The organism is Maribacter sp. 6B07, from assembly GCF_002700155.1.
Classification (GTDB): domain Bacteria; phylum Bacteroidota; class Bacteroidia; order Flavobacteriales; family Flavobacteriaceae; genus Maribacter; species Maribacter dokdonensis.
In genome coordinates this window covers 523231-536109 of the sequence record NZ_PDUT01000004.1, presented here as the reverse complement: position 1 = coordinate 536109, position 12879 = coordinate 523231, and the positions used below count along the sequence as shown (strand labels likewise).

Genomic DNA, 12879 nt, shown 5'->3' with positions numbered 1-12879 from the left:
ACCCAAATCGTAGAAAACATGAAAAAAAACTACATAACAGCTTATTTTTTCAAATTAATAACCGTCTTTGCATTATTAATAGGAGCGAAGGCTATAGCGCAATCAGAACCTTTCAATTGTGATTACAATGCCTATTTATTTCAATATAATGATATTTATGCATTGGACCTAGCTTCTGGTAGTTCTTATTTAGTTGCTGAAAATATTACTCCCGGTAATGTAAATGGTGTAGGTTATAACCCTACGGATGGTTATTTATGGGGCTATTTAAAAACACCTTCAAGCACCATTATAAGAATAGGTAAAGATTATTCTGTTGATCAATATACCATTCCGGAATTACCTACCGGAAATAAATATGTAGGTGATATTTCGCCCGATGGTATTTACTATTTTAAGGCAGGCGGCTCTTCTTATTATAAAGTCGATATTAATCCAGATTCAGATACATATCTACAATATTTAGGTGCTTTTGAACTAAGTCAAAGTTTAAATATTGCAGACTGGGCTTTTAATGCTGCCGATGGTATGTTGTATACTGTAGAGGGAAGTACAAGATTGTTATATAAAATAGACCCTGCTACAGGTACGGTATATAACTTGGGAGCCGTTCCAATTCTTGATGGTTTAAAGTATACTTTTGGCGCTGTTTATTTTGATGTGGATGGTAATTTCTACATTTCTGCCAACCAAACCGGTTCTGTTTATAAAATTGATAATGTTCAAGATATTACCTTAGGTATAATACAGTCTAACATATTTGCATTTGGTCCTGCAGCTTCTAGTAATGACGGTGCACGTTGCCCTACGGCACCTGTGCCTCAAGAAGATTGTTTAAATGGTATTGATGACGATGGTGATGGTCTTGTGGATTGCGATGACCCATCTTGTTCAGGTGTTGCTTCCTGTCCTGTGATAGTTACTACCTCTAGTGCAAATAAGGGAGGGTTGGAAAGCAATGATAGATTGGCGAACTTAATCAGCAAAAGAAATTTTAACCGAGCTAAATCCAACTATATCTTTGATAAAACCAAAGCAAAAAAGTTGGTTAAAAGTGCGCTGTACGGATTAAGTTCTAAGAACGACGTAAATAACATTCCTTTAAATTCCCTTGTTCCTTTGGGTGTAGTAGGAGAAACCAGTACCATTGAATCTTCACCAAGTGATTTGTTGGATTTGACCAATGCATCGGATATTTATTCCGTAGATTATTTAAATGGTTCAACAAACTTAGGTTCTTTAATGGTGATCAAAACAGATAACACCGTTTATGAGCACAGTAAATTTATTTGTGACCGTTTTCTAGGAGCACAATTGCTATCGGTAAGTAATATTCAATTAAGGGAAAAAGATTTTATAAAGTCTATTATTAAGCAGCCAGATGGTAGTTTGGAATTCGCCTTGACATTTTCTGCCAGAGTAAACGCAGAAGGTAACTTTACAATAGAATCGCATTGGAATATTGATGCTTATACCAGTAATACCGCTTACTATAATTTTCAAATCTGGTCTAATTCAGTAGATGACCTATTGTTGTTGGCAGACGAGATTCTTGATTTGTTGGAAGCCAATTCAGAAATATCTGAATATACCGGGTCTACACCACCGCCTGTTTTTGTAAAATCGGCCAGTTATAAGAATGGTGAAGTATTGTTGAATATCGTAAACAATAATAATTCTGAAAGCATTGACCTTGAAGGCGGTTTAAAACTTACGGAAACCAGTGTTACTGAAGTTTTGGGCGTATCTGCGGAAATAGATGGGTATTTAGATTCTGTTGCCTTAAAAACAGGTACTTTATTTGATCTAGGTTTTAGAATTAGTTCCGGATCAGGTGCAACGCCAGATGATTTATTTGTGGCAGATGCTCCATGGGGCTTAGATGATTCTGCAGATGCAACTACGGTATCTACCTATGAGGTGTTGCCGGCAGAAGGGCCATATGTTGGTGATGGTTACCCTATAGAACGTAATATTAAATTATTAGGTACAACAAGTAATTACGTTGGTGTGTACAGGGCTCTGAATCCAAGGTTTACGGCGGTAGATTTAAGTGATTATTCTAAAATTAGTTTTGAAGCAAAGGGTACTGCCAATATGGATGTGCAATTGATAAAAGGTGACGGTACCATCTATAAGACCAACGTTGGTTTAGAGAATGAACTTAAAGTGTACACCTTGTCTGAAACTGATTTTAAGAATGATGCAGGTGAAGAAACTGATTTTTCCGATATAAAAGTGTTGTCCTTTAATTTGGTTGCAGAGAATGGTTATGCTGAAGAAAAATCTTTAGAGTTGCAAAATGTTGATTTCCACAATAGAGAGCCAGGTCAGGAATTTGTAGACACAGATTTAAATAAATCGGTAGTGTATCCTAATCCTATGATCGAAAGTGCCAGCCTTTATTTTTATGAGGAAAATGCAGATACTTATGAGTTGGATATATATTCTTTAAGTGGTAAGCTTATTGGCAGCCATCATATGGAAGGTGAAAGTATTGCCGGGCAAAATGAAATTATTGTAGAAAGAAAAGATTTGGCCCCAGGCCTGTACCTGTACAAACTTCAAAACTCCAAAGAAAAAACATGGAGCGGAAGGATGTTGGTGAGATAATATGTTTTGGTTGTAAAAAAAAAGCTGTGTACCCATCTATTGGTAGTACACAGCTTTTGTGGTTTTAAAAGGTTGTAATTATTTCTGATTTATGATCCATTCCTTGGCATTTATAAAAGCGGTGACCCAAGGTGAAACTTCATCATTTCTGTCTTCAGGGTAATGTGCCCAGTTCCAAGGGAAAATAGAACGTTCTATATGTGGCATGGTTACAAGGTGTCTACCGGTTTTATCACAAAGCATTGCTGTGTTAAAATCACTACCATTGGGGTTTGCCGGGTAACCTTCATAACCGTATTTAGCAACGATATCATAATTGTCCTCAGAGAGTGGTAAAGAGAATTTACCTTCGCCATGAGAAATCCATACCCCAAGTTTACTGCCTTCTAATGATGAAAGCATAACGGAGTTGTTCTTTTGTATTTCTACTGATGTAAAATTGCTCTCATGTTTGTGAGAATCATTGTACGTCATTTTGCCATGAGTTTCATGCTCCGGATTAATCAGATCCAATTCCATGAACAATTGACATCCATTACAAATTCCAACGGATAAGGTGTCTGGTCTAGCAAAGAAGTTCTTTATAACCGTATTTGCCTTTTCGTTGTATTTAATGGTGCCTGCCCATCCTTTTGCGCTACCTAAAACGTCTGAGTTGGAGAAACCGCCAACGGCTCCTAAGAACTGAATATCCTCTAGATTTTCACGACCAGAGATAAGGTCGGTCATGTGAACATCTTTAACTTCAAAACCGGCTAAATACATGGCGTTTGCCATTTCACGTTCAGAGTTACTTCCCTTTTCACGCAGAATAGCTGCTTTTGGTCTACTTTCGCCAGTGTTAAGCGCACGGCTAGGAAGGGTTAATGGAGTTGAAGAGGGAAAAGTATATTGTAACGGTTGTACTTTATAATTTTCAAATCTATCTTTTGCTAAACCATTTGCGGTTTGCTGATTGTCCAATAGATAAGATGTTTTAAACCATGTATCGCGTAGAGTCTCAACGTTAAGCCCCATTTCCATACCATTATTTTTAATGGTAAGAACAGCTTCATTAGAAACGGTTCCTAGTTTAACGGCATCTATCGCATTCGATTCAAAAACAGATTCGATGCTATCATCTTTTGCTTGTAGCACAATACCTGCATTTTCTGAGAACAATACTTTTATAGTATCGGTCTCACCTAAAGCAGTAAGGTCAAGGTTTGCTCCTAAATTGGTATTTGCAAAGCACAGTTCAAGTAAGGTGGTAATCAATCCGCCAGAAGCAACATCATGTCCTGCAACAATTTTATCATCTTTAATTAAAGATTGAACCGTGTTGAATACAGTTTTAAAGTAAGCGGAGTCTGTAATTGTAGGCGTTTCATTACCAATACTATTTCGGGTTTGTGAGAACGAAGATCCACCTAATTTAAAAGCATCTTTAGAAAGGTTGATGTAGTAGATAGCTCCAGCATCTTTTTGTAATACCGGTTCTATCACTTTGGTAATATCGTTACAATTTCCGGCAGCGGAAATGACAACGGTACCAGGGGAAATGACATCACCATCCTTATATTTTTGTTTCATGGACAGCGAATCTTTTCCAGTAGGTACATTAATACCTAGTTCAATAGCAAAATCAGATACCGCTTGTACCGCTTTATATAAACGGGCATCTTCCCCTTCATTTTTACATGGCCACATCCAATTGGCAGATAAAGAAACAGAAGCCAATCCGTCTTTTAAAGGAGCCCAAATTAGATTGGTCAAAGATTCCGCAATACTATTTTTACTACCCGCAGACGGGTCTATAAGTGCAGAAATGGGGGAGTGGCCAATACTAGTGGCTATCCCTTCTTTACCTTTAAAATCCAAAGCCATTACACCACAATTGTTCAAAGGTAATTGTAATGGACCTACACATTGCTGTTTTGCTACACGGCCACCTACACAACGGTCAACCTTGTTTATTAGCCAATCTTTGCTGGCAACGGCTTCTAGTTGGAGAACGGCATCAAGGTAATCATGAAAAAACTCTAATGAATAATTGGCATTGGCATAATTGCGTTCAACCGTATGATCTGTCATTACGGTTTTAGGGGAGCTGCCGAACATATCCGATAATTCCAAATCCATAGGTTTGGCACCATTGGTGTTCGATTCAAAAGTAAAACGGTCATCACCGGTTACATCACCTACTTCATACATTGGTGAGCGCTCGCGATCCGCAATACGTTTTAGTAGGTCGATATCTTTTTTACCGATGACAAGACCCATACGTTCTTGAGATTCGTTACCAATAATTTCTTTGGCAGATAGGGTAGGGTCGCCCACTGGTAATTTATCCAAATCTATTTTTCCACCTGTTTCCTCAACAAGTTCAGAAAGACAGTTAAGGTGGCCACCAGCTCCGTGATCATGAATGGAGACAATGGTATTTTCATCGCTTTCCACCATACCACGAATAGCGTTTGCAGCTCTTTTCTGCATTTCTGGGTTAGAACGTTGAACGGCGTTCAATTCTATGGCAGAACTAAATTCTCCCGTATCTGCACTAGATACTGCAGCACCGCCCATACCAATACGGTAGTTGTCACCACCTAGAATTACAATTTTATTACCAGTTTCAGGCTCAGCCTTAATAGCTTGTTCCACTTTGCCATAACCAATACCACCGGCTTGCATTATTACTTTATCAAAGCCTAATCTTCGTTTACTTGTTGAAGTGGATGTGTTATTTTCTTCGGATGAATCAAAAGGAGTGGAATTTTCATCATACTCAAAAGTGAGCACCGAACCGGAAATTAATGGCTGACCAAATTTATTTCCAAAATCGGATGCACCGTTAGAGGCTTTTATTAATATGTCCATTGGGGTTTGGTACAGCCAATCTCTTTCTGTCATGCCTTGCTCCCAAGTACGATTTTTTTCCAGTCGGCTATATGCGGTCATGTACACTGCAGTACCAGCTAATGGCAATGAACCTTTACCACCGGCCAATCTATCTCTAATTTCGCCACCGGCACCTGTAGCGGCACCATTAAATGGCTCTACCGTAGTAGGGAAGTTATGTGTTTCCGCTTTCAGGGAAATAACGGAGTCGAATTCTTTTTCTTGGTAAAAATCGGGTTTATCTGCACTTTTAGGGGCAAATTGTACCACTTTAGGTCCCTTAACGAATGCCACGTTGTCCTTGTATGCCGAAACGATATCGTTAGGAAATTCCTGTGATGTCTTCTTAATTAATTTGAATAAAGAAGTAGGCATCTCTTGACCATCAATAACGAAAGTACCGTTGAAAATTTTGTGTCTACAGTGTTCAGAGTTCACTTGGCTAAAACCGAATACTTCAGAATCGGTTAATTTTCTACCTAGTTTTTTACTAAGATTGTCTAAGTAAGCAACTTCTTCATCATTGAGAGCCAATCCTTCCTGTTGGTTAAAGGCGCTAATGTCCTCTATGTTCAATATAGGTTTTGGCTCAACATTTATAGTAAAGATTTCTTGGTCAAGTACCTTATATTTTTGAGAAATCATAGGGTCAAATCCTATAAAGTCTTCCTTTACACTATTGAATTCCTCAATGCGAATAATACCAGCAATACCCATATTTTGGGTAATTTCAGTGGCATTAGTACTCCAAGGAGTAATCATAGCGGCTCTAGGACCAACAAAAAAGGCGTCTAGAGACGCCGCATTTATTTTAGGTTGGTTGCCAAACAACCATATCAATTTATTTGTTTCTTCTGATGAAAGCTCCTTAGCGGTCTGTACCGCAAAAACCTTGTTCGTAGGTTCCCCAAAAAAGTGAATCATTTTCGTGTGTCTGGTATTGATTTTTAAAGTACAAAATTAAGGTTTTACCCGCTACTATTTACGGGAATTTAAAACACTTTTAAACACTGATTGTTAATGAAAATAATGAGATATTGTTTTATCTTTATCAATCAAAATAAAGCACCTATTCAAGTATTACTTTTAAGTCTAAAATTTAGATTAACGTTTTTAAATATATTTAAGTTTGATTTTTAGACTCATGTAGAATATTCTGATTTAGCGTTGTATTAAGTAGAAGTTATAGTAAAAAGCATGGCAAAAGAAAATATAGAAACGAAGGCTCTTGAATATTGTATGGATATGTTAGGTGGAAAGTGGAAGCCTATTATTCTCTATCATGTTTCTAAAGGAACCAATCGTTTTAATAAACTTTTTAATGAAATTGAGGGTATAAATAGACAAATGCTAAGTAAGCAATTAAAATCATTGGAAAGGTCTGGTATTCTTGATCGTACGCTATACGGAGAAATTCCTCCTCGTGTAGAGTATACATTAACGCCTTTGGGAAAATCACTTTTGCCTGTAGTTCAAGCAATGACCAAATGGGGGCAAAAACAAACAAAAGAGAAAGTTGAGGTGGTTGAAGTACCACAAAATCAACAACTACCCCTTTTTTAGCAAATTTTACACTACTTTCTGATAACATCATTTCAATTGGGGTAAAATTCCTATTTCTTCAAAATAAGGTAAATAAGTTTTCAATTAGATAAAAATAAAGGCTAGTGCATTTTGTGCCAATGAATTTGTGTACCTTTTAGTAACTAATTCAAACTAAAATGAAACAAAAAACTACCTTATGTACATTTATGTGCTGTTTGTTTACTTTAATGGGGACATATGCACAAAAGAAAAGATCTAATAAACAGATTGAAAAGTTAAAATCTGAAGCCGCGGTCTTAGTGGAGGAGAACAAAAAATTATCGCAAGTTATGGTCGATAAAATTTTTAGTTTTTCTGAGCTCGGGTTTCAAGAAGTTGAATCTTCTAAATATTTAACGGGAATACTCGCTGAGAACGGATTTGAAATTGAGCATTCCATTTCAGGTATACCTACGGCTTGGTTTGCAACGTGGAGCAATGGAGACGGACCGGTAATTGCTTTGGGCAGTGATGTAGATTGTATACCAAAAGCGTCTCAATATCCTGGTGTGGCATATCATAAACCTATAGTAGAAGGAGCTCCTGGGCATGGGGAAGGTCACAACTCTGGAATACCCATGAATATTTCATCTGCCTTGGCGGTCAAGAAAATTATGGAGCGTGAAAATATTGGCGGAACATTATTGGTATGGCCGGGAATTGCAGAGGAATTGGTCGCCGCTAAAGCATGGTACGTAAGAGACGGTCTTTTTGATGATATTGATATGTGTATTTTTACCCATGTGGGTAACAATCTAGGAGTTTCTTACGGTCCTACTAGAGGTACAGGTTTAATTTCTGTTGAATATAGTTTTGATGGGGAAGCAGCACATTCAGCCGGTTCACCATGGAGAGGGAAAAGTGCTTTAGATGCTGCGGAGCTTATGAACATTGCCTGGAATTATAAGAGAGAGCATTTACATCCGCTAAAACGTTCTCACTCTATATTTACGGATTCGGGAGATCAGCCAAACGTTGTACCATCAAAAGCTTCTATATGGTTTTATTTTAGGGATATTAAGTATGAAGGAATCATGGAAATGTATGCTATGGCGAATGATATGGCCAAGGGTGCGGCGTTGATGACAGGTACGACCATTACGTCTAAAGTGTTGGGTACGGCATGGCCAAGGCATTATAATAAAGTAATTGCCGAAACCATGTATGATAATATAAAAGAAGTTGGTCTGCCGCAATGGTCTGCAGCTGACCAAAAATTGGCTAAAGCGGTGCAGACAGAAGTGAACTCTGAAAAAATAGAGGGATTGCCCACTAAATTGGATGATTTAGGGTTGCCGGTAGTTGATCCAATAAGCGGAGGTTCTGATGATATTGGGGATATCTCATGGAAAGTACCAACGGTAACTTTAAGGTATCCTTCAAATATACCCGGATTGCAGGGGCATCATTGGAGTAATGCTATTGCCATGGCTACGCCAATTGCACATAAGGGAGTGGTTGCTGGAGCCAAGGTAGAGGCTATGACCATTATCGACTTTTTACTGAAGCCGGAACTTATGAAAGGCGCATGGGATTATTTTAATAATGAACAGCAAAAAGAAACCAAATATCAGCCGATGATATCAGAAAGTGATATGCCGCCTATTTACTTAAATAAAGACAAGCAAGATCAATTTAGACCGGCTTTGGAAAAATATTATTACGACGAAACCAAATACGATACATATTTGGAACAGCTAGGTGTTGAATACCCAACGTTAAAGGAATAGGTTATCAAATGTCTAATAAAAAAAAAGGCTTTCTGTTTTTAAATAGAAAGCCTTTTTAATAATTGATTTATATGCTTTTCTCCAATAAAGCCATGTAAAAACCATCATAGCCACTTTTAGAGGCATAGATTTTCTTGTCCTTTACCAAAGTAAAATCTTTCCCTTCTTCAGATTTTAAGAAAGACTGGACTTGGTGACTGTTTTCTTGCGGTAAAATAGAGCAAGTTGCATACACCATTTTACCACCAGGTTTTACAATTTTACTGTAGTTTCTAATAATTTCGTGTTGAGTTTTAACAATCTTGTCTAAAAACTCTGGTTGCATTTTCCATTTTGAATCCGGGTTTCTTCTAAGCACACCCAATCCTGTACAAGGTGCGTCGATCAGTACTCTATCTGCACTTCCGTAAAGTTTCTTGTAAACCTTTGTAGAATCTATTTCACGTACTTCAATATTGTGCGCGCCGTTTCTTCTTGCTCTTCTTTTAAGTTCTTTTAATTTACTTCCGTAAATATCCATAGATATTAACTGCCCTTTGTTTGCCATTAAAGCAGCTAAGTGTAAAGATTTTCCACCTGCACCCGCACAAGTATCTACCACGCGTTGTCCTGGTTCAATATCTAAAAAGTCAGATACCAGTTGAGAAGATGCGTCTTGTACTTCGAACATTCCGTTCTTAAAAGCTTGGGTCACAAAAACATTAGCTCTTTCTACTAATTTTAGGGCAGAAGGGTAGCCTCTTATTGGTTCTGCTACTATATTTTCATCTAATAACGCCTTTCGTAAAGTCTCTTTGTCAGTTTTCAGCGTATTGGTGCGTAAAATTACTTCTGCCGGCTCGTTTAGTTTAGCAAGTTCTTCTGTCCATAATTTATCACCAAGAGCTTTTTCTCCAAGTTCGTCGATCCAATCTGGAACTGCCTCTCTAAATTTTCTTATTTGAGAAAGTTCATCGAATTTTCCTTTGATCCTTCTTTCCGGTGTAGGTTCTATCTGTTTCCAATCTGGCAACTTTATACCTTTTAATACGGCCCAAACTGCCCACATGCGAAATAGGTCTGGTCTGCTGAAAGGCGCTTTAACTTCCGCTATTTCAGTATAAAGACGTTTGTAACGAACCATTTCATAAGTTGTTTCAGCAATAAAACCACGGTCACGAGAACCCCAGCGTTTATCAAACTTTAGTACTTTTTGAACAACCTTGTCGGCATATTCGTTTTCGTTAAATATTAGGTTTAAGGCGTCTATTACGGCAAACACCAAATTTCTGTGTAATTTCATTAGAAGTGTTATTGTTACAAGTCAGAAGATTTGAAGCCGTTAATGAATTCAATGTTATTGATATAGGCTTTTGTCCTCCAAAAAATTATGGCTGCAAAGGTATTGTTTTAGAAGCGATTCCATTTATTTTTGATAAACTTTATACCCTATTTACATGCGTTATGTCATTCTTCTGGTAATTTTAATGGTTTCATGTTCGGAAAGTGTGGAACATGAGCCTTTTAATTCAGTTAAAATTGAGACTATTTATTCAGATTCTATAAGTATCAGGGCAATTGAGCTTATGGGGGATAATGTGGCTTTTGCTGCTAATAAGGGCACCTTTGGTACAGTAGATTTAATCTCTGGTAAAATCAGGGCAAACGTTCAAAAATATCATACGGGAATACCTGCTTTTAGGTCTGTGGCCCATACGTCAACAGATTTTTTCATGTTGTCAGTTGAATCTCCTGCCTTACTTTATAAAACAGGTGATAGCGGACGAATGGAAATAGTTTATAAAGAGGAAGGTGAGGATGTTTTTTATGATGCAATGACTTTTTTAAATGATATGGACGGTATTGCAATAGGTGATACAGTTGGTGATTGCTTAAGTGTTATTGTAACTAAAGATGGTGGTAATACCTGGACTAAAGTTCCTTGCAGTCAATTGCCCGAAGGAATTATTGGTGAGGGTGCCTTTGCGGCAAGCAATACCAATATTAAGTCAGTTGGAGATAAGGTTTGGATGGCGACGACAACTGGTAGGGTTTTATTTTCTTCGGATAAAGCAAAATCTTGGGAAGTTTATCAGACCCCCATACAACATACAGAACCAACACACGGTATATATTCTATAGATTTTTATGATGAAAATTTAGGAATAGCCTTTGGGGGTGATTACACCAAGCCAGATAATTCAACTGCGAACAAAGCAATCACCAAAGATGGGGGCAAAACTTGGAAATTACTGGCAGATGGTAAACAGCCAGGATACAAAAGTTGTGTGCAGTTTGTGCCAGGTAGGGAAGGTAAAGAAATCGTTGCCGTAGGTTTTACGGGCATATCTTACTCTTCTGATATGGGTGAAAGTTGGAAAAAATTATCCAATGAATCTTTCTATACCGTGCGCTTTCAAAACGATTCGGTTGCTTATGCAGCAGGTAAAAATCGCATAGCAAAACTAGTATTCAAGTAGTTATCTACCACCTTTGTTTTGACGATACTGCTTCATTAATTGACGTTTGAATTCTTCTTCTGATCGTAGTAATAACAGTGTTTTTTTTGCCGTAATTACCTTACTGACATCTTTTAAGAATTTAGTGTCTAATGCTTCCTCTTCTTCTTCAATTTTAATGTGAAGTGCTAAAAGACTTTCCGCCTCTTTTTCGGTAAGCGCATCGGCATCCTTTATTTTACTTCTTATTTGGTCGTGATTCTTTTTCCTTAAGGCATTTCTTTTCTCTTGGTACTCGTTGTAAACGGGCCAGAAATCTTGTGCTTCATTACTGCTTAATGAGAGTTTTTCGGTAATAAAGGCAACTTTAAGCGTGTTTATTTTTTCCCAATTTTGGTTTCTTTGTCCAAAAGAAAGCGTGGTGATAAACAGAAATATAATAAGTACAAGTCTATTCATTTTCGTAAAAATTTAATTCGTCAAAATCACTTACATTTTCATTTAAGTAATCTAGAAGGTTATCGCTCTCAATAGGAGAGCTTAAAAAATCTGAAAACTCGGTATCGGTTACCGGTAGTACTTCAGCTATCTCATAAGGAGATAATTCAAAATCATTATTTTCAAAATAGGCTTCAATATCGGTATTTGCCAAATCATTGAAACTTAGTTCTTGGCTACCGTCCCAATTGTATCCTAAAGCTATAATGGCAATTGCGGCTATAGATGCTGCTATGGCAAAAATTTTCTTGTATGGGAAAAGAGGAATCACCTTCGTCTCTGTCTCAAGCTTGTTTTGTAGCCTGTCATTGAACGTTTCAAAATAATTATCGGGCACCTTGAATGCACTTTCTTCTGGAAAAGTACTTTCTGGTTGAGACAATTTATCCATCAATCTTTCTTCAAAGCTATCAAAGTAGCCTTTGGGAGTTTTAAACGGAATGTTATTTTTTTTGTTCATGATATACGTTTGACAATCAATTGTATAAAAGGTTTAATCTTCTTTTAAATACTGTTCTAATTTTTTTACTGCTAGGTGATACGATGCTTTTAATCCGCCAACGGAGGTGTCTAAAATTTCTGAAATTTCTTCATATTTCAATTCTTGAAAATATTTCATATTGAACACCAATTTTTGCTTTTCAGGGAGCGTGGCTATCGCTTTTTGTAGTTGAAGTTGTATTTCATCTCCTTCGAAATAAACGTCTGCTTCCAAATTTTCAACCAATCTATCTTGGTAGTCGGTGTCCGATACGCCCTGTAACTTTGCTTTTTGTTTTATAAAATTCAAAGCTTCATTGGTGGCAATACGGTACATCCAAGAAAATAGTTTGCTATCTCCTTTAAATCCGTCTATATTTTTATAGACTTTAATAAAGGTGTTTTGTAGCACATCATCAGCATCATCATGATTTAAAACAATACTACGTATTTGCCAGTACAAGCGTTCTTTATAGGTATTTACCAATACCTCAAAAGCCTGAGCTTGTCTGCTCTTTGTTTTTAAGTCGATAACTAATGTTTCCTCTTCGATCACCAAAAATTGAGGTTTGTTTAATCTTAGACAATGAATTTAGTCAAAGGTTTAATTGTTGAAAAGAGTTATTATCATTATAATGAAGATTTTCAATATAATAAGG

The 12879-nt window shown here is 37.1% G+C and carries 9 protein-coding genes; 4 read left to right on the top strand and 5 right to left on the bottom strand.

The genetic code is table 11. The features are described from left to right. Positions 1–18: 18 nt before the first annotated feature. Positions 19–2613 (top strand): T9SS type A sorting domain-containing protein, encoded by a 2595-nt coding sequence (locus tag CSC80_RS16595; RefSeq protein ID WP_099193109.1) that lies wholly within the window; start codon positions 19–21, stop codon positions 2611–2613. A 78-nt stretch (positions 2614–2691) separates the two neighbouring features. Here the strand turns inward: CSC80_RS16595 and purL are convergent, their stop codons facing one another. Next, entirely contained in the window at positions 2692–6414 is a 3723-nt protein-coding gene (gene purL / locus CSC80_RS16590) for a phosphoribosylformylglycinamidine synthase (RefSeq protein ID WP_099193108.1), read from the bottom strand. A 273-nt stretch (positions 6415–6687) separates the two neighbouring features. On the opposite strand from purL, the gene CSC80_RS16585 reads away from it, so the two are divergent. Further along, positions 6688–7053 carry a helix-turn-helix domain-containing protein gene (locus tag CSC80_RS16585; protein ID WP_074674233.1) on the top strand — a complete coding sequence of 122 codons (366 nt, stop codon included), beginning with the start codon at positions 6688–6690 and terminating at the stop codon, positions 7051–7053. Between the two features lie 158 nt (positions 7054–7211). Further along, positions 7212–8804 (top strand): amidohydrolase, encoded by a 1593-nt coding sequence (locus CSC80_RS16580; protein ID WP_099193107.1) that lies wholly within the window; start codon positions 7212–7214, stop codon positions 8802–8804. A gap of 67 nt (positions 8805–8871) precedes the next feature. On the opposite strand, the gene CSC80_RS16575 is transcribed toward CSC80_RS16580, so the two are convergent. Further along, entirely contained in the window at positions 8872–10086 is a 1215-nt protein-coding gene (locus tag CSC80_RS16575; protein ID WP_099193106.1) for a methyltransferase domain-containing protein, read from the bottom strand. Between the two features lie 154 nt (positions 10087–10240). Between CSC80_RS16575 and CSC80_RS16570 the strand changes: the two genes are divergently transcribed. After that, complete coding sequence (locus tag CSC80_RS16570) at positions 10241–11263, top strand: oxidoreductase (protein WP_099193105.1); 1023 nt, start codon at positions 10241–10243, stop codon at positions 11261–11263. Here the strand turns inward: CSC80_RS16570 and CSC80_RS16565 are convergent, their stop codons facing one another. Genes CSC80_RS16565 through CSC80_RS16555 form a run of 3 tightly spaced genes read right to left on the bottom strand, consistent with a single transcriptional unit; the run spans position 11264 to position 12776 of the window. Then, positions 11264–11701, bottom strand: coding sequence for a hypothetical protein (locus CSC80_RS16565; RefSeq protein ID WP_099193104.1), 438 nt, complete (start codon positions 11699–11701; stop codon positions 11264–11266). Beyond that, on the bottom strand, positions 11694–12200 hold the full coding sequence (locus tag CSC80_RS16560; protein WP_099193103.1) for a hypothetical protein: 507 nt from the start codon (positions 12198–12200) through the stop codon (positions 11694–11696). Before CSC80_RS16560 ends, CSC80_RS16565 begins: the two co-directional genes overlap by 8 nt. A 33-nt stretch (positions 12201–12233) precedes the next feature. Then, positions 12234–12776: an RNA polymerase sigma factor gene (locus CSC80_RS16555; RefSeq protein ID WP_074674228.1), complete on the bottom strand. Its 543-nt coding sequence runs from the start codon at positions 12774–12776 to the stop codon at positions 12234–12236. Between the last annotated feature and the right edge of the window lie 103 nt (positions 12777–12879).